The organism is Sphingomonas sp. RS2018 (assembly GCF_054489605.1).
Map to the genome: position 1 here is coordinate 1 of NZ_JBTMWL010000005.1, position 23657 is coordinate 23657.

Consider the following 23657-nt stretch of genomic DNA (forward strand, 5'->3'; position numbering starts at 1 on the left):
GGCAGGCCTTACACGCATCGCGCTGTGGCTGCGATCCTATCGGTCGAATTCGAACGAACCGACCGCGTCATCGCGACGGTGCCGCGAGTTCGGCGCCCAGCAATTCGCCTTCGATCCATGCCAGGCGTAGATGCTGAAGCGCGATCGACAGATCGACACGACGCTGTTCGACGATATCGAGCGTGACCTTATACGCCGCGAGATCGTCGATCTGTCGCTTGATCTCCGACGACAGCGCTTCAAGCCCCGCCACACGCTGAGCCGGGAGAAGTCGATCCCATAGCCCGGAGCGCAGCCTGAACGGGTCGAGGCCGAGACCGGCGGCGCGACGGACGTCGCAAATCCACGTGTCGAGTTTGACGACGCCGTTTCGCGTCAAGGTCAGCGTGCTGGTCCGACGCCCGGCGATCTCTGTCGCGGCCGCGATAAACCCGTGCGCGGTGAGGCGGCGGATCGCCGGATATACCGCGCCCGCGCTGCCGCTCCATTCCAGCGATGGCGATGTCTGAAACGCCCTGCGAACCTGGAACGCCGTTCCCGCACCGCGATGATGGATTTCGGACAGGATCGCGCCTTCGAGTTCGGTCAAGACACCTTCGGGTTCCTCCATTTGACTCCAACGCATAAATTAGTACTAATCGTACTATTGCAGGTGTGGGAGCACATCATGTCACATTCGCCGTGCGATGCCAGCAGGGCCGCAAGCCGACGTTCGTTTCTGACCGCGGCGGCCGGGGCTCCGGTGGTGCTCTCTTCATGGTCGGCTCATGCCCGCGAACCCGTCGCTGACGGTCACTGGGGTGTCGACCTCGACGCCATTAGCCGGACCGTCGCGCCCGGCGATGCCTTCTTCGATTACGTCAACGAGGGCTGGCTTCGTACGACTCAGCGTCCCGCCGGCTACGGGGAGTATGGCGAGATGAACGCCATGTTCCTGCGCACCGAGACTGCGGTGAGAGCCATCATCCAGCGCGACCCGACAGGAAACGGCGACCGCAAGATCGCGAACCTCTATGCCAGCTTCCTCGACACGGCTGCGATCGAACGCGGCGGCCTTACGCCGATCCGGCCGGACTTGAGCGCCATTGCGGCCATCCGGAATCATGCCGACGTGGCGCGGTTCATGGCTCGACCGATGTCTCACAGTATCGTCGGCAGCTACGTCTTCCTCGATGCCGCCGATACGCGCCGCAGCCTGCTCCATCTCGACCAGCAAGTGCTTGGCGCACGGATCGTGGGGCTTCCTACACCAGCCCATTACACCGCCGCGGACGGCGACTATCCCGCGCTGCGCGACGCCTATCGCTCGCATATCGTCAGGTTGCTCGGCATGGCGGCGATGCCGGACGGGGCGCGTCGCGCCGATCGTATCGTGGCGCTCGAAGCCCGGTTGGCAGCCGTCCAGTGGAACGGCGAGCAGTTGCGCGATCGCCGGCTGAACTATCATCCGATGCCTCGCACAGAGCTCCGGCGATACGCGCCGGGCTTCGACTGGGACGCGTTCCTGGTGGCGGTCGGTTTCGCGGCGGTGGAGACGGTCGTCCTCAACACGGACACCGCGATCCGCGACAGTGCCGCCATCTTCGCCCAGACATCGGTGCAGGACTGGCAGTCCTATCTCGCCTTCCACTGGATCCAGAACCACGCGTATCTGCTGCCGGCCGCGGTGCAGGAGGCCAGTTTCGATTTCTACGGCCGCCGGATCGCCAGGCAGGAGGCGCAACGCAGCCGGGAAAGCCGGGGCATACAGTTCGTCAGTCGCAACCTGCCCGACCTGATCGGCAAGGCCTATGTCGCCGATCATTTCTCCGCCGCGCATCGCACTGCGATCACCGGCATGGCGATCGGACTCAAGCGCGCGTTCGCCAAACGCCTGGCCGATGCCGACTGGCTCGATCCGCAGACCCGCGGCGCCGCACTCACGAAGATCGGCAAGATGAAGCTCAATCTCGGCTATCCCGACGATCTGCGCGACTATGCCGAGACCGAGATCATGCCGACCGATCCGATCGGCAATCTGCACCGCTTGCAGGCTGGCCAAGCCGCGCGCGACAACCTGCAACTGGCGCAGCCCAACCGGCCATATCCCTGGCATCTCGCTCCGCATTCGGTCGACGGGAGCTACAGTCCCCAGCTCAATTCGGTGTGCTTTCCCGCCGGCATATTGCAGGCGCCGGCTTTCAGCCTGTCCGCCGATCCTGCCGTCAATTTCGGCGCGATCGGCGCCGTGCTGGGGCATGAGATGGGCCACGGCTTCGACGACCAGGGGTCGCAATTCGACGATGCAGGCAATTTGCGCGATTGGTGGACGGCGGCGAGCCGGGCGGCTTTCGAGCGCCGGGCGGATGCCCTCGTCGCGCAATACGACCGCTACGAGCCGCTACCGGGCCTGAAGCTGAAGGGACGCCAGACGCTGGGTGAGAATTTGGCTGACCTCGTGGGCGTCACGCTCGCGCTGGATGCCTTCCGGCTGTACGCGGCCGAGCATGGGATCGACATGGCCCGGCAGATCGATGGCTTCACCGCCGAGCAACGGTTCTTTCTGGGGTGGGCGCAATTCTGGCGAACGGTCGAAACCGATGACGCGCTCCGCAACCACGTCCAGCGAAACTATCATGCGCCCGCGCGCTACCGGGTGAATGGCGTCGTCCGCAATTTGGATGCCTGGTACGACGCATTCGGTGTCACGGCCGCACACAAGCTGTACCTGCCACCGGAACAGCGGGTCAGGATATGGTAGCCGGCATCGTTCGCTCTCAAGTTCGAGCAGCAACGGGCGGGCTCCCAACCCGCCCGTCGCTTTATTTGCGACACCTACCAGCCCTTTAGAATGTCGCGCGAACGCCGAGCGCGTAGCGTGGCCCGTAGGTTTCGTAGGTGATGACGCGCTCCGGGAAGACCGAATAGCTGAAGGTCTTCTCGTTGAAGATGTTCAGCCCCTGCGCGAACACGGTGAGGTTCGGCGTGATCGCGTAGTTGATGCTCGCGTCGGCGATGCCATAGGACGCGATGTTGACTGGCTGGCCGCGGTTGCCGCGGTCGGTCAGTTCGTAGGACTGCCGGTAGTTGTAGGCGAGCCGCATCTGCAGCGGGCCCTTTTCGTAGAAGCCGACCGCGTTGTAGGTGTTGCCCTCTTCGCCGACGAAGCTGGCATTGCCTTGGATGCCGAAGCCGTCGAACGGCGCGGGCAGGCCGGAGAAGGTGTACTGCCCGCCGATCTCGATGCCGCGGATGCGGTCGTCGCCGACGTTTTCGGGGCGGGTGCGGCGGAAGTCGAGACCGAGGATCTGGATCGTGCTGGTGACCGATTCTGTCAGGTTGCGCAGGTCCTTCTGGAACGCCGCCACGCTGATGTAGCTCGACCGGTCGATGTACCACGTCAGCGCCGCGTCATAGTTCCAGCCCACCAGCGGCAGCAGCCCCGGATTGCCGTCGCTGATCGCCCGTTCGCGCGGGCGCGGATTGATGTTGCGGATGAGCAGCAGGTCGCTGAGCGTCGCGCGGGTCAGCGTGCGCGCTGCCGCCGCCTGGAAGACCACGTTCTTGACGACGTCGATCTTGAAGTTGGCGCTCGGCAGCCACTCGCTGTAGCTGCCCGTCTGGCTGATCGGCTGCGCCGGCGACAGGTTGACGACGGGGTCGAGACCCGGCCCCGGCTGCGTGATGCTCAGGATCTCCTGACCGAAGCCGGTGGAGACCACGTCGGTCTTCGTCCAGCGCACGCCGAGGTTGCCCGACCAGCTGCGCGAGCCGAAGTCGCCGCCGAGCGACGCCTGCGCGAAGGTGCTGACCGTCTTTTCGTTCGCGGTGCCGCTGTTGCTCGGCACCAGCACGACGTCGAGCGTCCCGCCATTGGCGGCGAGCGCCGCGCGCGTCGCGGCCGGATCGCGCGTCTGGTTGATGGCGGTATCGGTCAGCAGGTAGCGCGCGATGTCGCCCGCCGAATAGGCGGGGAAGCCGTTCGGAAACATGTTGATGCCGAGGAAGTCCTTCGCATCGGCGGGCTCGCCGAACAGGTTCTGCGGCACGCGGATGCCGCCGAACACGCTCTGCAGCGCATCGGGCGTCTTGGTCGACGTGCGGCCCTTCGTCCGGTCGGAATAGTTCACGCCGGCGGCGACGGCGCGCAGGATGCCGCCGTCGGTCTCGTACTTGCCCTGCGTGTTGACCTGGAAGATCTCGTCGTCGACGCTCACCCCTTCATAGGTGATGTAGCCGAGCCGCGCGTTGGACGTGTCGTTGAAATTGCCGAGATTGGAATAGACCGGCTTGTTGTTCTCGCTGAGGCTGAACGTCGCGGTGGCGGGCGAATAGCCGACACCGGACAGGTTCGATTCGAACCACGCCTGGTTGCCGCCGGTGTCGTCGGTCGCGCGCGACCACGACACGTCGACGAAGCCCGACAGGCCGTTCCCCGGCTTCCACTCCAGATTGCCGCCGACCTGATAGGTTTCGGCAAGGCGCGGGCGCACCTGATTGGTGATGAACGGGCCGGAGGCGATGCCGGTGTAGCTGGTGATGCTGTTGTTCGCGTTCACCGTCGCCGCGGTGATCTCGCCGGGGCCGCCGTAGACGAAGAACACCTTGTTGTCGTCGTTGACGTCCAGCTTCGAATAGAGCCCGTCGACGGTCAGCAGCAGCGTGTCCGACGCTTTCCACTGGAGCGTGGTCAGCCCCGACATGCGCTTGCGCGCCGTGCTGTTGACGCCGTATTCGACATAGGTCGGCAGCGACACACCGGTGAATTCGTTGCGACCGTCCTTGTTCAGGTCGAGGTTCTGGTTCGCTTCCCAGCCATCGGTGAAGATGCGCTGGCCCGCGATCTTGCGGTCGATATAGGAGAAGGCCGCCAATATGCCGAAGGTGTCGTCGGCGAAGGTGGTGCTGAACAGGCCCGATACCTGCGGGGACACCGCGCCGCGCAGATCGTCGTAGTTCGCCTGTGCGGACAGCACCGCGCGGGTCTTGCCGTAATCGAACGGCCGCGCGGTATACATGTCGACGGTGGAGGCGATGCCGCCCTCGAACTGCGCCGCGGTCGGCGTCTTCGACACATCGACGCGGTTGATGAGTTCGGCCGGCAGGATGTCGAACGAGAATTCGCGGCCCTGGTTCTCGGTCGCGAGGACGCGGCCGTTGTACAGCGCGGTGCTGAACGCCGGCCCCAGGCCGCGGACGGTGATGAACTGGCCCTCGCCGTTGTCGCGTGAGATGGTGACGCCCGGGATGCGCTGGATCGCCTCGGCGATGTTCTGGTCGGGCAGTTTGCCGATGTCGTCGGCGACGATGGAATCGACGATGTTGGGGGCGGAGCGCTTGATGTCGGTTGCGCGGCGCAGGCTTTCGCGCAGGCCGGTGACGACGATGTCGGCGCTGCTGTCTTCGGTGAGTGTGGTGCCGGCGGCGGTCTGATCGGCCGGCTGGTCCTTGATCTGGGCGTCCTGCGGTTCGGCGCGCCGCTCCTGTGCGCCGGCTCCGCTAGTACCCATGGCGACGAAAACCGTCGCCAGCCCCGTCATGCAGACGCGCGACCAACCCTTTGCCATGTCCATCCTCTCCTCATGCCTCCGTCCGTCCCGTCTTCGGCAGGTATCGGACTGGATAAGGAGTCGTGTTTAACGATCAACCTGTCGCTAGGCAATGGCTTCGCCGGCGTGATCAAACAGCAGCGCGCGCGCCGGGTCGGCGAAGAGCGACAGCGTGCCCGGCACCGTCACCTCATGATGCCCGTCGAGCTTCGCGCGAAACTCACCGGCATCCGGCAGCGTGCCGTACAGGAATGTGGAGTGGCCGAGCGCCTCGACCGCATCGACCGTCATCGTCAGCGCGATTCCGTCCGCCCCCGCCTCGCGCCGCAGATGCTCGGGACGCAGGCCGACCGTCAGCCGGTCGCCCGGCATCGCCCGTCCGGCCGGTGCGGCGAACCGAGCCCCGCCGGCCAGTTCGATCAGCCCCGTCGCCCCATCGCGCGATACGACGATGGCATCGAGCAGGTTGATCCGCGGGCTGCCGATGAACCCGGCGGTAAAGACGTTCGCCGGTCGCTCATAGACCTCCAGCGGCGTGCCGACCTGCGCGATCCGTCCGCTATCGAGTACGACCAGCCGGTCGGCCAGCGTCATCGCCTCGACCTGGTCGTGCGTCACGTAGATCATCGTCGCGCCCAGCCGCTTGTGCAGGGCGGCGAGCTCGTGCCGCATGCGCACGCGCAAATCGGCATCGAGGTTCGATAGCGGTTCGTCGAAGAGAAACAGCGACGGATCGCGCACGATCGCGCGGCCGATCGCGACGCGCTGGCGCTGCCCCCCCGACAGTTGTGCGGGCAGGCGATCGAGCAGAACATCCAGTTCCAGAACCGAAGCGGCGTTCGCGACCTGACGCGCGATCTCGTCACGCGGCACACGCATGTTGCGCAGGCCGAAGCTCAGATTCTCGCGCACCGTCATGTGCGGGTAGAGCGCGTAGGACTGGAACACCATCGCGACGCCGCGCGACGCCGCGGGTACGCGGGTGACGTCGCGGTCGCCGATCCGGATCGTGCCGGACGTCACCTCCTCCAGTCCCGCGATCATGCGCAGCACCGTCGACTTGCCGCAGCCCGAGGAGCCCACCAGCACGACGAATTCGCCGCTCGCCACCGTCAGGTCGATGCCGCGGATCGTGTCCGTGCCGTCATAGGATTTGCGCAGGTCGGTGAGGGTCAGGGTGCTCATCGGGTCTCCGCCTTCGCCGCAGCGCTGCTGTTTCCGATCACGAACTCCGCCGCGATCGCGACCTTGCCGTTGCCGCCGCTTTCGGGGCGCAGCAGAATTTCCGCCGCGCGCCGACCCTTTTCGCACGCGTTCTGCCGCACGGTGGTGAGCCGCAGCGCAGCAGGCGTCCCGCCCGGCGGGTCGATCCCGTCGAATCCGGTGACCGAGAGCTGGCCCGGCACGTCGAGGCCCAACGCCGCCGCTCCCGCGATCGCGCCATAGGCCAGCCGATCGGAGAAGCAGACCAGCGCGGTCAGTTCGGGCCGGCGGCGCATCAGCCATTCGGCGGCGCGCCGTCCGCCGTCCTCGCAGTTCGTCGTCTCGCAGACCAGTACCTCATCTCGCGCGACGCCCGCGGCGTCGACGGCGTCGCGACAACCCTCGATCCGCTCATGAACGACGTAGCTTTCGTCCGAGAAATCGTCCGCGAGCGATCGGATGTCGCCGGTGCCTTCCTGACGGGGGAAGGTCACGATCGCGATATGGCGGTGCCCCAGCTCTAGCAGATGCGCCACCACCGCCTGCATCGCCGCACGATCGTTGGTCAGCACGCTCGACAGATCGGGCGCGTCGAAATCCACCACCACGGTCGGCAACCCGCGCGCCAGCGCCTGGCGGATGGTCGGATGGCTGCGATAGGGGGCGTTGAGGATGAATCCGTCGACGATCGCGGCGAGCTGATCGCGCTGATCGGGTCGCTTGTTCTGAAGCGGGATCAGCACGATGTTCGCGCCCTCGTCCTCGCACACGCTCGATATGCCGCGCAGGAACGCGATGTCATGGGGATCGGTGAAGGCGTAGCTCAGCTGATCGTTGAACAGCACGCCGATCGCGCCGCAACGGCCGGTACGCAGCGACCGGGCGGCCGGGTTCGGCCCGTCATAGTTGACCGAGCGCGCATGCGCGATGATGCGCTCGCGCAACGCCTTCGACACCTTGGCGGGGTTGTTGTACGCGTTGGACACCGATGTGTGCGTGACGCCGAGATCGGTAGCGATCGACTTCAACGTGGCCCGTTTGATCCGCGCCATAATCCTCTCCCGCGGTTCGACCGACCTGCTGCCGCGGCCATAGCGGGCCGGGTTGACACGCACAACCGGCGATGTTTATCGTTAAACGTCCTTCGCAAAGGAGGCGGGAGAGGTGCACCTGATGGCCAGTCTGCGCCAGATCATGCGGCCCCGGATTATGCGGCCGGTATCCGCCCTGCTGTTCGTGGCCTCGGTATCGAGCGCCTGTACCGTCACGCAACAGCCACCGGTCGCGCCCCGCACTCATGTCGCGGCCGAGCGCCAGCGCGTCAATCTCGCCCATTTCGATCACCTGTTCGCCGAAGCCAAGGTCGGTGGCGAGCAGGTCGGCGTGCTGCGCATCTATAGCGAGGCGCCAGACTACAGCTTCGCGATCGAGCCGAACGAGGGCTATGCCTGCGTCGACGATGTCGCGCGCGGCATGGTGTTGCTGGCGGCGATGCCGACGCTGAACCCGGCGCGGATGCGGCAGCTCGACCTGATGACCCGCTTCGTGATTCGACTGCAGGCCGACAACGGCTATTTCCACAATTTCATCTGGGCGGGTGGCCGTATCAATCGCGAGTATCGCACGTCGCTCGCCGAACTGAACTGGTGGTCGCTGCGCGCGCTGTGGGGGCTGGAAGCGGCGGTACAGAAACTGCCGAAAGATTCCGATATCGCCCGACGTGCGCGGGCGGCGGCGGATCGGCTCGTCGTCAACCTGAAGCGCGACCTGCCGGTCGCCAACGCCGCGGTGACCACGGTCGAGGGCGTAACGGTGCCCGACTGGCTCCCGTTCGGATCTGGCGCGGACGCCGCCTCGACCGCGCTGCTGGGACTGATGCCGCACTACCGGCGCACGCAGGACGCGGGCACGCGCGCGCTGATCGCGCGGGTGGCGGAGGGGCTGGTGAGGATGCAGGCGGGCGATGCCGCGACCTTCCCGCACGGCGCGCATCTCAGCTGGCGGAACCAGTGGCATGGCTGGGGCAATGCGCAGTCCTATGCGCTGCTGCGCGCCGGTGCATTGCTCGATCGCCCGGACTTTACGCGGAGCGCGCTGGCCGGGATCGATGGCTTCTACCCGCACCTGTTGCGCACGGGCATGTTGTCCAGCTTCGCGCTGCGCCGCGACGGCGATCGGCTGATGGCGGTCGATGTGCAGCGCTTTCCCCAGATCGCGTACGGCATCAGCCCGATGGTGCTCGCCGCGAACGAGGCGTACCGTGTGACCGGTGACGCCCGCTACCGCGACCTCGCCCGACGCCTTGCGGCCTGGTTCGCCGGCGACAATGCCGCCGGACGCCCCATGTACGATCCGGCGACCGGCCGGGCCTTCGACGGCATCGTCGATGCGGCGAAGGTCAACTTGAATTCGGGCGCGGAGTCGACCGTGGAGGCATTGCTGGCGCTGACCGCGTTGCAGGGCACGCCGCTGCCGTGACCGTGCGGCGCGATCTGCTCCGTTACGGCGTGGCCGGCGCCGCCGCGCTGCTCGGCGGCTGCTCGGCGGGGAAGGCTGAACGCCGCACCGACCGCATTCGCCTGTGGGTCGGGCCGAACGCCGCGGAGGAAGGCTTCTGGAAGATTGCCGTGGCGCGGTGGAACGCGGAAAAGCGCGGCCTGCCGGTAACGTTCACGACCATCCCGACCGCCGGCAATTCGGAGGACACCGTCCTCTCGGCGCTGGTCGCGGGGACCGAGCCGGATCTGTCGACCAACATCTTCTCCGGCTTCGCGGTGCAGTTGGCCGTTCTCGGCCAGGTCGAGAATCTGGCCGCGATGCCGGGCTATGCCGAACTGGTCGAGCGCCGCCACATGGGCACGATCATGCCCGGCTGGACGGAAGGCGGGCGCGTCTCCGCCCTGCCGATCTATTCCAGCCCGACCCTGCTATGGTGGCGCGCCGATCTGCTGGAGGCGAACGGCCTGTCCGCGCCGCCGCGCACGTATGACGAGGTCTATGCCTTTTCCGAACGTTACGGGCACGGGAAGGGCAACGCACGCTACGGCATGCAGGTCATCGCGGGGCGCGCGTGGCAGGATCGCTGGTTCGACTTCATCCCCTTCTACTACGCCGCCTCGCATGGGCAGCCGTATCTCGACGACAAACGCGCCCTGTATGACAATGCGCCGGGGCTACAGGTCGCAACCTTCGTCGACAGGATGTTCCGGAAGCGTTGGACCGCGATGGACTTCGATGCCGAAGAACCTCTCGTCTCCGGCCTCGCCGCCGGCGCCGTGCGCGGGCCGTGGGATGTCGAGCGGTTCGCCAACATCTACCCCGAAACTTTGGCCCGGATCGCAGTCGGTCCGATGGTTGCCGCCACCCCGACGCACGGTCCGGCCGCAACCTTTTCCGACAGCAAGGGCGTGGTTATCTTTCGGAAAAGCCTCGTAAAACGGCAGGCGTTCGACTTCCTCGCCTGGGTGCTCGGCGACGAGGCGATGAACCTGCTCTGGCTCGAACGGACCGGGCTGTCGCCCGCACGATCCGACCTGCTGCAGAACCCGCGCTTCGCCGCCTACTACCGCTCCAGCGCCATCGGCCGCGCCTATGCCGAGCACGTCGCCAGCGCCCGCCCGCCGGCGCTGTCGGAACATACCATCGACGTACAAAAGATCATGAGCTCCCAACTAATCGAACCGCTGATGACCGGTCAGCGCGCTCCCGGCGTCGCGCTCGCCGCTGCCGCCGCGCAAACCGACCGCATGCTGGCGGCGCAGGCATGATCCGCTGGTCGAACGCACGCGGCGGCCTCTCGCGGGAAGCGATCGTCGGCCTGTCGCTGACCGGCGCGTATCTGATCTACACCGCCGTGTTCTGGGCCTATCCCTTCGTCTGGCTGGCCAGGCTGTCCGTGATCCAGTGGCGCTTCTTCGACGAACCGGTCTTCATCGGCGCGCGCAACTTCATCCGGACGGTGCAGGATCCGCAATTCCTGCTGTCGCTGTGGAACGTGGTGCGCTTCCTCGCCTTCTACCTGCCGCTCGCGTTCGGCGGCGCGCTGTTGGTTGCCTTCGGTCTGCAGCATGTCGGGCGGGGGCGGGCGTTCGTGGCGCTGTGCTTTCTCCTGTCCAACGTCTCGTCCGGCGTCGCGCTGAGCCTCGTGTTCCTGAAGATCTTCAGTTCGACGGGGCCGCTCAACAACGCGCTCGATGCCGCGATCGGGGTGCGCATTCCGTGGACCAATCACCCGACGCTGGCGATGCTCGCCATCGCGCTGGTCGTCGCGTGGAAGTTCGTCGGCTACTACGGCCTCATCATCTATTCGGGGCTGTTGACCGTGCCGAAGGAGCTGTACGACGCGGCGCGGCTCGACAACGCCGGGTGGTGGACGCGACTGGTCCGGATCACGCTGCCGATGCTCAATCCGCAGCTGATGATGGTGCTGACCTTCGCGATCCTGGTCGCTTTCGGACTGTTCACCGAACCGTTCCTGATTACCGGTGGCGGCCCCGCAGACAGCACCGTGACGCCGCAGATGATTATCTACGAAACCGCCTTCCGCCGCTTGCAGCCGAGTCACGCCGCGACGATGAGCATCGTGATCTCGCTTGCCTCCTACCTGCTGGTCCTGCTCGCACGGCGGCTGTTCGAGACGAAGGTCGCGATTGCATGACAACGCGTCTGTCCGCCTTTCTCCGGTCCAAGACGCCCGGCGGCTGGGTGGCGACGATCGGCATCTATGCGCTGGCGCTCACCTGGCTCTATCCCTTCGCCTGGATGGTCACGGCATCGCTCAAGCCGACAGCGCAGATCTACAACACCGCGCTGTTCGCCGGCGACTGGACACTCGACAACTTCCGCTTCCTGTTCGCGACCGCCGACAAGCTCGACCGGCCGTTTCTTCAGGCGCTCGGCATCTCGGCGCTGGTGACGCTGAGCGTGACGGCATCGGTGCTCGTTTCATCCGCCTTCATCGCCTTCGCCCTCGCGCGGCTGCGCTTTCCGGGGCGCAAACTGTTCGGCGACTTCCTGCTGCTCCAGATGGTCATCCCGACGGCCATGTTCATCCTGCCGTTGTTCGTGCTCGTGAAGGAACTCGGGCTGCTCAACTCGATCGCCGCGCTTATCCTGCCGTTCATGATGTCGGGCTGGGGCATCTACATGATGTCGCAGTCGTTCCGGGCGATGCCGGAGGAGTATTTCGACGCGGCCCGCCTCGACCGCGCCAGCCTGTGGCAGACGGTGACCCGGGTGGTCGTGCCGCTCAACAGCTCGATCATCGCGATCGTCGCGCTGTTTACCTTCACCGGCACGTGGGACAATTTCCTGTGGCCGCTGATCGCGATCTCGGATGCGGAGCGGATGCCGCTGTCCGTGCTGCTCGCGACCTTCAGCAAGCAATATGGCGGCTATGCGGGGCCGGTGATGGCCGGTGCGGTGCTGCAGACGCTGCCGCTCGCCCTGCTGTTCCTCCTGTTCCGCCGCCAGTTCCTTCAGGGCATGGCCCTGAGCCTGAAGTGAGTTCCATGACGAAAGACATCTCGCGCGACCTGCTGACGCGTTCGCCGGCCAACCCCCTCATCACGCCAGAACAGGTGCGGCCGAGTCGACCGGACTGGAAGGTCGATTGCACCTTCAACGCCGGCGTCGTGCAGGTCGGCGATGAGACGATCATGCTGGTGCGCGTGGCGGAAAGCGTCGCCGGTGCGGCGCCGGGCGAGCTGCGCGTCCCGCTGCTCGAGGCGGCGGGCGACACATGGCGGGTCACGGTGGAGACCCTGCGTCTCGACGATCCGGCCTACGACTTCGCCGATCCGCGCATGGTCGTGCTGCGGGCGGACCCGGCACAGGTCTATCTCACCTCGATGTCGCATCTGCGCCTCGCCCGCAGCACGAACGGGACCGACTTTGCGGTCGACGACACGCCCTTCCTGTTCCCCGCTGATCGCTACGAGCGCTTCGGATGCGAGGACGCGCGGATCACGGCCATCGAAGGGCGCTACTACATCAACTATACCGCAGTGTCGGATCTGGGCATCGCGACGGCGCTGGCGGTTAGCGATGATTTTCGCACCGTCGAGCGGCTGGGGCTCATCTTCTCGCCCGACAATCGCGACGTGTGCCTGTTTCCGCGCCGGATCGACGGCGCCTATTGGTGCCTGCATCGTCCGGCGCCGCGGCATCTCGGCACGCCCGAGATCTGGATCGCGCGCTCGCCCGACCTGATGCACTGGGGTCATCATCAACGGCTGGCCGGCGCGCTGGCCGGCGGGTGGGAATCGAGCAAGATCGGTGGCGGCGCGCCAATGCTGGAAACCGACAGGGGCTGGCTGCAGATCTACCACGGCGTCGATGCGCATCAGCGCTACAGCCTGGGTGCGCTGCTGCTCGACCTGGACGATCCGCGCATCGTACGTGCCCGGCTCGATCGCCCGCTCGCCGAACCGCGGGAGCCGTACGAAGTGACGGGCTTTTTCGACAACGTCGTGTTCGCCTGCGGCGCGGTGATCGTGGGCGACGACCTGCGCGTCTACTACGGCGCCGCCGACCGCGTCATGGCGCTGGGCGCCATGCCGCTGACCGACCTGTGGACGGCGATGGGCGTGTAACGCCCTCCCGTACGCCTCGACCTATCAGGAGACTGACTTGACCCGCGAGAACATCATTCGCGTGAAGACGCTCGCCGACACCTTCGCGGCCGATGTCGTGGGCGAATCCCCCGCCACCGGGAAACTCCGCTTCACCGGCGTCGGCGACTGCGACGTGTACAATATCTCCGCGCCGTTCCATTCGGCCGGGCGGCGCGTGATCGCCGGGCGCGTGGAGCTGCGCGACAGTGAGGACTCGACCGCCGTCTTCTTCGAGGAGTTGGACGGCGTCTGGCACCCGATCGAGGGTGCGCCGCATTTCCGGCTGCAGGACCCGTTCGTGACCCGGATCGCGGGCGAGCTCGTATTCGGCGGCGTGGAGGTCGACCTGCGCCCGGCGCAGCCGATATGGCATACCGTCTTCTACCGCGGGGCCGACATCTTCGACCTTCGCCCTTTCTTCGCCGGGCCGATCGGCATGAAGGACATCCGGCTGTGCGAGCTCGCCGACGGCCGCGTCGCGATCTTCACCCGGCCGCGCGGGACCAGAGGCGGGCGCGGCACGATAGGCTACACCGAAGTCGCGTCGCTCGATGCGCTGACCATCGATGCGATCGACGCGGCGCCCATGCTCGACGACATGTTCCATCCCCTCGATTGGGGCGGCGCGAACGAGGCGCATCTCCTGACCTCCGGCGAGATCGGTGTGATCGCGCACGCAGCGTTCTTCGAACAGGACATCCTGTACGGCACGCGGCGCTATTATGCCGTGTCCTTCGTCTTCGATCCCGCTGAACATGCCTGGCGTGACTATCGCATTATCGCATCCCGCGATCAGTTCGCACCCGGCCCCGCCAAGCGCGCGGACTTGATCGATGTCGTGTTCTCCTCGGGCATCGAGCAGGTCGATGGCCGCACGCGGCTCTACGCCGGCACGTCGGATGCCGAGGCGCAGTGGGTGGAGATCGCCTACCCCTTCGATGCGCCAGTTGCCGAAGCGATGACGTCGCAGGGCGGATCCGCTTAAACAGCGACCGTTTGGACGCGACATGCGACCAACGGGGCCACGCTTCGCTCCGCCCGCTCAGCCGTTCCAGCCGCCGCCAAGGGCTCGAAAAACATCGATCTGGCGGCGCGTGATGTCGGCATCGGCCAGGGCGAGTGTCGCTTCGGTGTCGGCGAAGGTGCGTTCGGCATCAAGTTGGGCGAGGCTGTCGATCTGTCCCTCGCGCTGCTGCGCGCGGGTGATGCGGGTGGCCACCGCCGCCTGATCGCGCGCGGCTTGCAGCGCGGTGCGCCGGTCGAGCGCGCGGGCGTAGTTGGAGAGCGCCGTCTCGGTTTCCTCCAGCGCGGTCAGCACGGTGCCGTCGAACGTCGCGAGCGCGGCCTGGCTGTCCGCTTCCGCCCCGGCGATACGCGCACGGGCCTTGGCCGGATTGACGGTCCAGTTGATGAGCGGGCCGAGCAGCCAGTTGAGCGGCCCCGCACCGAACAGGTTGCCAAGACCCGTGCCCGTCGAGCCGACCGAGCCGCCCAGGCTGATCTTCGGATAGAGATCGGCGGTCGCCACGCCGATCCGCGCGGTCGCGGCGGCGAGGCGGCGCTCCGCCGCACGGACATCCGGGCGGCGTGCGAGCAACGCGGCGCCGTCACCGACCGGGATCGGCTGGGTCAGCCGCAGTGTCGTCATGCGTGCCGCGGCGATCGGCGGCAATTCAGCGGGGGTGTGACCGGTCAGCGTCGCCAGCCGGAACAGCGCCGCCTGCCGCTCCGCGATGAGCGCCGGCACATCGGCCTCGCGCTGGTTACGCAGGGCGGCGATCCGGGCGGTATCGAGGCCGGTGGTCAGGCCGACGCGCGCGCGCCCTTGCGTCACGCGCAGCGCGCGATCGAGCAGCGCGACGATGCGGTTCGCCACCGCTATCCGTTCGGCGGCCGAGGCGGCATCGGCATAGGCCCGCGTCGTCTCTGCGACGACGGCGACGCGCAGCGCATCGGCATCCGCCTGCGCCGCGCCGATATCGCCGCGCGCCGCCTCGACGTTGCGCGCGATGCGGCCGAACAGATCGACCTCATAGGCGACATCGAGTCCCGTATCGATCGTCCAGCTCTCACGCGCGACGCCGGGTGGGCGCTGGATCGCCGAGAGGCGGCCATAGGTCGCGCCGGCGCCAGCGGTCGCCTGCGGCAGCTGGTCGCCGCGAACTTCGCGCAAGCTCGCCCGCGCGCGCGCCAGTCGTGCCGCGGCGACCCGGATGTCGGTGTTGGCGGCGAGCGCATCGGCGATCAGGGCGTCGAGGGTGGGATCGCGGTATAGCTGCCACCAGCGGTCGCTGGTGGCCTTTGACGCGACGACCGCCGGGCTGGTGGTGATGAAGGCGCCGGCCGCGGTCTGCGGCGTGGCGGGACGGCTGTAGTCGGGGCCGACGGCGCAGGCGGCAAGCGCTAGCGCAGACGCGGAGGCGAGGACGATGCGGATCATGGCAGGACTTCCTATTCGGCCGGCTGCAACTGCGTCGGCGGAGCGGCACGGCGACGCCGCAGCCGATCGCCCAGCGCGCGGCAGACGACGTAGAAGGTGGGGGTGAAGATCAGGCCGAAGCCGGTGACGCCGAGCATGCCGAAGAACACCGCGGTCCCCAGCGCCTGACGCAGTTCCGCGCCTGCCCCGCTAGCGACCAGCAGCGGCACCGCGCCGAGCACGAAGGCGAAGCTGGTCATGAGGATCGGGCGGAGGCGATCGCCCGCGGCGCGGACCGCCGCCTCGACCGGCGACAGGCCGTCCTGCGCCTCCGCCTGCCGCGCGAATTCGACCACCAGGATCGCATTCTTGGCGGCGAGCGCGATCAGCACGACGAGGCCGATCTGCGTCAGCACGTTGTTGTCCATCTCGCGCAAATTCACGCCGATCATCGCCGCGAGCAGGCACATCGGCACGATCATGATGATCGACAGCGGCAGGACGAGGCTTTCATACTGCGCCGCGAGCACCAGGAAGACGAACACGACCGCGAGCGCGAAAACGACCGCCGCCGTATTGCCGGCCAGCCGCTGCTGGAAGGCGATGTCGGTCCATTCGGTGCTGTAGCCGGCGGGCAGCGTTTCGGCGGCGAGCTTTTCCATCGTCACCAGCGACTGGCCCGAGGAGAAGCCCGGAGCGGTGTTGCCGTCGACCTCGACCGCCGGGAACATGTTGTAACGCACGACGCGGTACGGCCCGGTCCGGTCCTGGAAAGTCGCCACCGATCCGATCGGTACCATGCCGCCGGTATTCGACCGGGTCTTGAGGTTGGCGATATCGGCTTCGTTCGCGCGGAACGGCGCGTCGGCCTGCGCGGTGACGCGGTAGGTGCGCCCGAGCAGGTTGAAGTCGTTCACGAACGCCGAACCGAGATAGACGTTCAGCGCCTCGAAGACGCGTTCCGGCGGCACGCCGAGCAGATCCGCCTTCGCACGATCGATGTCGGCGAAGACGCGCGGCGTCGCGGTGTCGAAGAAGGTATAGGCGCCGGCGAGGCCGGGTGCCTGATTGGCCTTGGCGATCAGGGCATAGGCTTCCTTGCCCAGCGCCCGATAGCCCTGTCCGCTGCGGTCCTGGACCATCATGCGGAAACCGCCGGCGGCGCCGATGCCCTGGATGACGGGCGGCGGAACGATCATCAGCCGCGCTTCGGTGATGTCGGCGGTCGCCTTCTGCGCCTCGGCCATGATCTGGCTGACGTGGATGCCCTTGCGGTCCTTGAAGTCCTTGAGCGGGATGTAGGCGGCGGCCGCATTGGGGGCGAGCGTCTGCGACGGACCGTCGAACCCGGCGAGCATCACCGCGCCCTTCACGCCAGCGATCGGGAGGATACGGCTGGCGACCTTGCGCATGACCGCGTCGGTACGTTCGACCGAGGCGCCGGACGGCAACTGGATGACGGTCAGGAAATAGCCCTGGTCCTGCTGCGGAATGAAACCGGTCGGCGTCGTCCATAGCATGCCGACGGTCGCCGCGATCAGGCCGACGTAGGTCAGCATCACGCGCTTGGGCCGCGTGACGAGCGCGAGCGTGAGCCGGCCGTAGCGCTCGCTCATCGCCTCGAACCCGCGATTGAACGCGTCGCCCGCCGCGCGCACACGGCGCATCACCAGTCCTTGCCCGTCATGATCCTCGACGTGATCCTTCAACAGGATTGCCGCGAGCGCGGGCGACAGCGTGAGCGACACGACGAGCGAGATGATCGTTGCGGTCGAGATCGTCGCGGCGAACTGCTGATAGAAGGCGCCCGAGATGCCGTTCATGAAGAGCGTCGGGATGAACACCGCGCACAGCACCGCGACGATTGCCACCAATGCGCCCGCGACCTCGTCCATCGACGTGAAGGCGGCCTGCAGCGGCGTCATGCCGCGCGCCAGATTGCGCTCGACATTCTCGACGACGACGATTGCGTCGTCGACGACGATGCCGATCGCGAGCACCAGCCCGAACAGCGACAGGTTGTTGAGCGAATAGCCGACGAGCAGCAGCACCGCGAACGTACCGATCAGCGACACCGGGATCGCCACGACCGGGATGATCGCCGCGCGCCAGCGCTGAAGAAACACGATGATGACCAGCACGACCAGCACGATCGCCTCGATCAGCGTCTTCATCACCTCGTCGATCGACTGGGCGATGAAGTCGGTCGGGTTGTAGATGACCCGGTATTCGAGCCCCTTGGGAAACGTCTTCTGCAGCGTGTCCATCTCCGCCGTGATCGCTTCGGCGGCGGCAAGCGCGTTGGAACCCGGGCGCTGGAACACGCCGAGCAGCACGGTCGGCTCGCCCGACAGATAGGTGTTGGTAGAATAGTCGGCGGCGCCCAGCTCGACGCGGGCGACGTCGCGCACACGGACCTGCCGCCCGTCGGCGTCGGTGCGGATGACGATGTCGGCGAACTGCTGCGGCTCGGTCAGCCGGCCCTGCGTCTCGACGTTCAGCTGAAAGGCATTGCCCTGTGCATAAGGCGGCTGGCCGAGCGTGCCGGCGGCGACCTGCACGTTCTGCGCGCGGAGCGCCTGGACGATGTCGCCCGCGGTCAGGTCCAGCGCGGCGGCGCGACCGGGATCGATCCACACCCGCATCGCATAGTCGCGCGCGCCGAACAGCTGGACATCGCCGACGCCCTCGATCCGCGCGAGGCGATCCTTCACCTGCGTCAGCGCATAGTTCGACAGATACTGGGTATCGAGGGACCGGTCCGGCGACACGAGGTTCACGACCATCAGGAAGTCGGGCGTCGTCTTCTTCGTGACGATCCCCAGCCGCTGCACCTCCTGCGGCAAACGCGGGGTGGCGATGGCGACGCGGTTCTGGACGAGCACCTGCGCGGCGTCGAGGTCGGTGCCGGGCTTGAACGTGACAGTGATCGTCACGCGGCCGTCGCCGGTCGACTGCGACGACTGATAGAGCATGCCGTCGACGCCGTTGATTTCCTGCTCGATCGGCGCGGCGACCGTCTCAGCGACGGTCTCGGCCGCCGCGCCGGGATAGGTCGCGGCGATCGTCACCGTCGGCGGCACGATGTTGGGATATTGCGAGACCGGTAGTCCGAGATAGGCGAGGCCGCCGACGATCGTGATGACGATCGCGATGACCGCGGCGAAGATCGGCCGCGTGATGAAGAAGCGCGACAGGCGCATGAAAGGCCTCCTCGCCCAAGGGCGACGATGAGAGAAATGCAGAAACGTGGCCGCGGTGCGCCCGCGGGCGAACCGCGTTACCGGGCGAAGGTCGCCTCGCCGATCGTCGCGGCCGGGCGCGGCGCGGCGGCGATGCGCGCGGCGAAGATGCGGCCAGGCCGGATCGTCACCTTCGCACCCGGCATCGCCATCTGGATACCGCTGACGACGATGCGGTCGTCCGACCTGAGGCCGGTGCGGATGATGCGCAGCCCGTCGACGACCGGCCCCAGCGTCACCGCCTTGGCCGCAACGGTGCCGTCGCGCGCGACCGTCAGCACGGTCTTGCGCGCCTGATCGGTCTGGATCGCGGCATCGGGCACCAGCAGCGCTTTTACGACGCCGCCGTTCGCCAGGCGCATGTTGCCGAACATCCCCGGCGTCAGGAACAGGTCCGGATTGGCGAGCACCGCGCGACCGCGGACCGTGCCCGAGCGCGGATCGAGGCCATTGTCAGTGAAGTCGAGCCGACCGGTGCGCGTATAGGCCGTCTCGTCTTGCAAGCGTACCTCGACTGCGGAGCCTTCGGCATCCGCACGCTTCGATTTCAGAAACAGCCCCTCCGACGCATCGAACGCGAAGTAGACGGGGTCGAGCGCGTTGATCGTCGTCAGCAGCGTGCCGTTGGTGTCGCCGGCGGACACGAGATTGCCGGCGTCGATGCGACGATCGGAGATGCGGCCGGAGATCGGCGCGCGAACCTCGGTGAATTCGACGTCGAGCGCCCGCGCCTGCACGCGCGCTTGTGCGGCGACGAGCGCGGCCTGCGCGGCACGGACCCGCGCCGCAAGCTGGTCGAGATCGCTCTTCGACACCGCATCGTCGGCGGCGAGGCGATTGGCGCGATCGAGGTTGGCGCGGGCCAGGGCAAGATCGCTCGACGCGCCGGCGACGCTCGCCCGCGCCTCCGCCAGACTCGCGGCGTAGGGTCGCGGATCGATGGTGAACAGGCGCTGCCCCTTGTGGACGATCGCGCCGTCGGTGAAGTGCACCGCGGTGATCGCGCCCGATACGCGCGGGCGGACCTCGACGGATTTCGACGCCTCGAACCGCCCGACATAATCGTCCCATTCGGTGATCTCGCGCATCAGCGGCTGCGCCACCTCGACCGTCGGCGCGGCGATCGCGGCGGCGGCGGGGGCTTCGCGGTGCAGGACGCCCCATGCGGCCCCGAGCGCGACCACCGGCAAGGCGATCCAGCCGGCGCGTCGCCAGCGGTCCTTCGGGTGCACGGACGTCACGTCCTTACCGTCCGGTGCCGCTTCTATTTTGGTAATCATGTTCATGCGCGCGACCCCATCCGCGACCGTGCCGCGCCGATGCTGGTGAGCATCGTTTCATACTGATCGGAGGAAAAACCGGCGCGGAAGAACGCCTTCAGCTCATGAACCGGGACCGCGAAGCCGCGGTGCCAGCTGAGCACGGCCATGCGGCGCAACGCCTCCAGCTTCGGGTCGGCCAGGTGCGGGCTGCGGCGGCGCGTGCCGAAGACTTTGTCGAGCGCGATGGGCAGCCGTCCCGGCTGGTCGAGCGACGATATCCGGTCGCGCTGCGCGAGCGCCACGACCGACCATTCGAGAGCGCTCAGCCCGGTGCGGGTCGGCATGGCCGGTTCCGCAGCGCTCGCCCCGACATAGGCGGCGAGGGCGGGATCGCCCGAGAAATCGACATAGGCCATGAAAGTCCTCCCTTTCGAATATCGCGGCAGGCAGCGTTCGGACGCGACGGGGCGGCCGCCGCGACCCGTGCAGGGGCCGCGTCGCTGATGCGCAGGGCACAGAGCGTCATCGCCGGCGACGAAGGTGTCGGGCGCAAGCGGGTATGCCGATGGTTGGTAAGCGGGTTCGAGGCGCCCGAACTACGGGCCGAGCACCACGGTGAAATTAGGTTCGAGCATAGCGGCGTCCTTTGGAGACCCGAGACACCAAGGCGGCGCCCTCTTCTATACTGACTGGTATATTAACGCCGGATCGTTACGTCAACGTCTTTTGTACCGGTCGGTAGAGATTTTTTTAGCGGCCCGGCCACATCAGCAGGCTGGTCTCGACGATACGCTCGAGCTCGGCGCGGCTCACGCCCGATCCCGCCTGCACGGCCATGCCCTGCAGGATGGCGAAGAGGTACCCGGTCAGACCCGGGATATCGACATGATCGGGCAAGTCGCCGTCGCGCTTGGCCTGTTCGAACCGGGCGACGAGCGCGGCCTGCGACGAGGCGCGGCGCTGGATCACGTCCGCCTTGATAGACGCTGCCTCGGCACCGCAGGCGGTGGCGCTGATGACGCCCAAACAGCCCTTGGGATCGCAGCTGCTCATCTGCGCATCGATCGCGCCGCGCATGAAATATTCCGCGACCGCCCGCGCCGTCGGCTGCTCCAGCGCCGCGCGGGTGTAATACAGCTTCTCGGCCTCGTAGAGGTCCAGCGCCTTGTGAAACAGCGCCTCCTTGTTGCCGAACGCAGCATAGAGGCTGGGCTTGGAAATGCCCATCGCCTCGGTCAGGTCGGCCATCGACGCGCCCTCATAGCCTTTCGACCAGAAGACCCCGAGCGCGGCGGCCAGCGCCCGATCGAGACAGAACTCGCGCGGGCGGCCCTTCGCGGCGGTGGTGGCGTCAATTTCCATAACGGGTGGTATATAAATCACGTGTACCGGTGATGCAAGTCGTTGAGATCGGTGAACGTGCGTGGCGTTACGCCAGATCGACGCGGCGCGCCCAGGTCATCCAGAGCTCCGGCCAAGCGGCGACCGGTTTGCCGGCGATGTTCCACAGGCCGAAGCCGTGGCCGCCCTCGGCGAACAGATGCGTGTCCACCGAAACGCCCGCAGCCCTCAACGCGGCGCGCAGGCGCAGACTATTGTCGACGGGGACGTTGTCGTCATCCTCGGCATGGACGAGGAAGTGGGGCGGGGACGCCTTCGTGACGTTGCCATCGACCGACAATGCCGCGACTGCGGCCGGCGTGGGGTTCGGGCCGAGCAGCTTGTCGCGTGATCCGGCGTGGGCGATCGCCGGATCCATGCTGACCACCGGATAGATGGGGGCGGCGCAGTGCGGTCGGGCCGACAGCGTGTCCGCCGCGTCGATGGGGGCGTAGCAGCGCGTGGCGAAGCGACTCGCGACATCGGCGCACAGGTGGCCGCCCGCAGACAGGCCCATCACGCCGATCCGCTCCGGCGACACGCCCCAGGATTTCGCATCGCGCCGGATGATCCGCATCGCGCGCTGTGCATCGGCGAGCGGGGTATTGCCGCGATCGGCCCAGCCTTCGCCGGGGAGGCGGGAGATCAGGACGAAGGCGGTGAAGCCGTGATCGACGAGCCAGCTCGCGACCTGATAGCCGCCCTTGTCCACCGCCAGCCAACGATAGCCGCCGCCGGGCATGACCAGCACCGCGGCGCCGTTCGGCCGCTCGGGCCGGAACGCGATCATGCGCGGGCGGGCGATGCCGTAGGCGACCCGGTCCGGACGGTCGGGAATCGTGGTGCGGTCGTCAAGGACTTCGGTCGGCAGCGTGGAGGGCGATCCCGGCGGACGCCCCGGCCACAGGTCGATCGATATCCCCGAGTTGGCGAAGGCCAGCGGAGTCGTCGTCGCCGCGGCACGCGCGACCGCCGGCGCGACGAGCGCACCGGCGACCAATGTGCGGCGGCTGAGCCTCATGCGGCGGCGCTGAGCGGCTGCTGCGCTCGCTCGACCAACGCGCCGAGCATACGCAGTTCCTCGCCGTCCAGATCGGTCAAAGGCAGGCGCACCGGGCCGGCGTCGCGGCCGACGACCTTCATACCCGCCTTCACGATCGATACCGCATAGCCCGCCTTGCGGTTGCGGATGGCGATGTAGGGCAGCACGAAGTCGCCCAGCTGCGCCATCACCGTTTTCGCATCGCGCGCGCGGACGGCGGCGTAGAAGGACAGCGCCCATTCGGGCATGAAGTTGAAGATCGCCGACGAATAGGTGGTGACCCCCATCTCCAGATAGGCGGGGGCGAACGTCTCCGCGGTCGGCAGCCCGCCGATATAGGTCAGCCGGTCGCCCATCCGCGCGTAGATACGCATCATCAGCTCGACGTCGCCGACGCCGTCCTTGTACCCGATCAGGTTCGGATTGCGTTCGCACAGCCGGGCCAGCGTGTCCTCGTTCACGATCGCATTGTCACGGTTGTAGACGATGACGCCGAGCGACGTCGCCTTGCACACCGCCTCGATGTGCGCGGCCAGGCCATCCTGAGACGGCTGCACCAGATAGGGCGGCAGCAGCAGGATGCCTGCCGCGCCGGCGTTCTCGACATCGCGCGCCATTTCGGTCGCGATCGTCGTGCCATAGCCGCAGCCGGACAGCACGGGCACCTTGCCACCCGCCTCCGCCACCGCGGCGGCGACGACGCGCGGCACCTCGCGAGGGGTCAGCGAGAAGAACTCGCCGGTGCCGCCCGCCGCGAACAGGCCGGCGACGTCATACTGGCTGAGCCAGGTCAGATGCGCGCGATACGCGCTCTCGTCGAACGCCATGTCGCGGTCGAAATGCGTGACGGGGAACGACAGCAGGCCGCTCCCGATCTTGGCGGCCAGATCCTGAGGCGACATCGCTTGTGCTCCAACGTGAGATTATGTCCACCGTGGTAGCGGCGTCGCCCCTCGTAACCCACCGC

General features: G+C 67.2%; 18 protein-coding genes. 7 read left to right on the forward strand and 11 right to left on the reverse strand.

Annotation, left to right across the window (positions count from 1 at the left end):
• Positions 1–67: 67 nt before the first annotated feature.
• Positions 68–589: a hypothetical protein gene (locus ACX40P_RS13745; protein ID WP_459126927.1), complete on the reverse strand. Its 522-nt coding sequence runs from the start codon at positions 587–589 to the stop codon at positions 68–70.
• Between ACX40P_RS13745 and ACX40P_RS13750 the strand changes: the two genes are divergently transcribed.
• Positions 551–2740, forward strand: a complete 2190-nt coding sequence (locus ACX40P_RS13750; protein ID WP_459126928.1) for a M13 family metallopeptidase — start codon at positions 551–553, stop codon at positions 2738–2740. The genes ACX40P_RS13745 and ACX40P_RS13750 overlap by 39 nt on opposite strands.
• Positions 2741–2825: 85 nt before the next feature.
• Here the strand turns inward: ACX40P_RS13750 and ACX40P_RS13755 are convergent, their stop codons facing one another.
• From ACX40P_RS13755 to ACX40P_RS13765, 3 genes are all read right to left on the reverse strand, one after another.
• The gene (locus tag ACX40P_RS13755; RefSeq protein ID WP_459126929.1) at positions 2826–5546 is read right to left on the reverse strand and encodes a TonB-dependent receptor; all 2721 of its coding nucleotides are present in this window, start codon (positions 5544–5546) and stop codon (positions 2826–2828) included.
• A gap of 87 nt (positions 5547–5633) precedes the next feature.
• Positions 5634–6713 (reverse strand): ABC transporter ATP-binding protein, encoded by a 1080-nt coding sequence (locus ACX40P_RS13760; protein WP_459126930.1) that lies wholly within the window; start codon positions 6711–6713, stop codon positions 5634–5636.
• Positions 6710–7783 (reverse strand): LacI family DNA-binding transcriptional regulator, encoded by a 1074-nt coding sequence (locus tag ACX40P_RS13765; protein ID WP_459126931.1) that lies wholly within the window; start codon positions 7781–7783, stop codon positions 6710–6712. The genes ACX40P_RS13760 and ACX40P_RS13765 overlap by 4 nt, the downstream gene beginning before the upstream one ends.
• A gap of 121 nt (positions 7784–7904) precedes the next feature.
• On the opposite strand from ACX40P_RS13765, the gene ACX40P_RS13770 reads away from it, so the two are divergent.
• The 6 genes from ACX40P_RS13770 to ACX40P_RS13795 are packed head-to-tail and all read left to right on the forward strand — an operon-like array spanning position 7905 to position 14330.
• On the forward strand, positions 7905–9209 hold the full coding sequence (locus ACX40P_RS13770; protein ID WP_459126932.1) for a glycoside hydrolase family protein: 1305 nt from the start codon (positions 7905–7907) through the stop codon (positions 9207–9209).
• Positions 9206–10498 (forward strand): ABC transporter substrate-binding protein, encoded by a 1293-nt coding sequence (locus ACX40P_RS13775; RefSeq protein WP_459126933.1) that lies wholly within the window; start codon positions 9206–9208, stop codon positions 10496–10498. Before ACX40P_RS13770 ends, ACX40P_RS13775 begins: the two co-directional genes overlap by 4 nt.
• Positions 10495–11388, forward strand: a complete 894-nt coding sequence (locus ACX40P_RS13780; RefSeq protein ID WP_459126934.1) for a carbohydrate ABC transporter permease — start codon at positions 10495–10497, stop codon at positions 11386–11388. The genes ACX40P_RS13775 and ACX40P_RS13780 overlap by 4 nt, the downstream gene beginning before the upstream one ends.
• The gene (locus ACX40P_RS13785; protein WP_459126935.1) at positions 11385–12236 is read left to right on the forward strand and encodes a carbohydrate ABC transporter permease; all 852 of its coding nucleotides are present in this window, start codon (positions 11385–11387) and stop codon (positions 12234–12236) included. Before ACX40P_RS13780 ends, ACX40P_RS13785 begins: the two co-directional genes overlap by 4 nt.
• A 5-nt stretch (positions 12237–12241) precedes the next feature.
• Positions 12242–13324, forward strand: coding sequence for a glycoside hydrolase family 130 protein (locus ACX40P_RS13790; RefSeq protein WP_459126936.1), 1083 nt, complete (start codon positions 12242–12244; stop codon positions 13322–13324).
• A 37-nt stretch (positions 13325–13361) separates the two neighbouring features.
• Complete coding sequence (locus ACX40P_RS13795; RefSeq protein WP_459126937.1) at positions 13362–14330, forward strand: DUF1861 family protein; 969 nt, start codon at positions 13362–13364, stop codon at positions 14328–14330.
• Between the two features lie 57 nt (positions 14331–14387).
• On the opposite strand, the gene ACX40P_RS13800 is transcribed toward ACX40P_RS13795, so the two are convergent.
• The 7 genes from ACX40P_RS13800 to kdgD form a co-directional block, all read right to left on the reverse strand.
• Positions 14388–15785, reverse strand: a complete 1398-nt coding sequence (locus ACX40P_RS13800) for an efflux transporter outer membrane subunit (RefSeq protein WP_459126938.1) — start codon at positions 15783–15785, stop codon at positions 14388–14390.
• A gap of 11 nt (positions 15786–15796) precedes the next feature.
• A complete protein-coding gene (locus ACX40P_RS13805; protein WP_459126939.1) occupies positions 15797–18967 on the reverse strand; it encodes an efflux RND transporter permease subunit in 3171 nt (1056 codons plus the stop codon).
• A gap of 77 nt (positions 18968–19044) precedes the next feature.
• The gene (locus ACX40P_RS13810) at positions 19045–20292 is read right to left on the reverse strand and encodes an efflux RND transporter periplasmic adaptor subunit (RefSeq protein ID WP_459126940.1); all 1248 of its coding nucleotides are present in this window, start codon (positions 20290–20292) and stop codon (positions 19045–19047) included.
• Entirely contained in the window at positions 20289–20684 is a 396-nt protein-coding gene (locus ACX40P_RS13815; RefSeq protein ID WP_459126941.1) for a hypothetical protein, read from the reverse strand. Before ACX40P_RS13815 ends, ACX40P_RS13810 begins: the two co-directional genes overlap by 4 nt.
• 334 nt (positions 20685–21018) lie before the next feature.
• Positions 21019–21630, reverse strand: coding sequence for a TetR/AcrR family transcriptional regulator (locus ACX40P_RS13820; RefSeq protein WP_459126942.1), 612 nt, complete (start codon positions 21628–21630; stop codon positions 21019–21021).
• A gap of 67 nt (positions 21631–21697) precedes the next feature.
• Positions 21698–22669, reverse strand: a complete 972-nt coding sequence (locus ACX40P_RS13825) for an alpha/beta hydrolase (RefSeq protein ID WP_459126943.1) — start codon at positions 22667–22669, stop codon at positions 21698–21700.
• Complete coding sequence (gene kdgD / locus ACX40P_RS13830; protein WP_459126944.1) at positions 22666–23592, reverse strand: 5-dehydro-4-deoxyglucarate dehydratase; 927 nt, start codon at positions 23590–23592, stop codon at positions 22666–22668. The genes ACX40P_RS13825 and kdgD overlap by 4 nt, the downstream gene beginning before the upstream one ends.
• Positions 23593–23657: the final 65 nt, after the last annotated feature.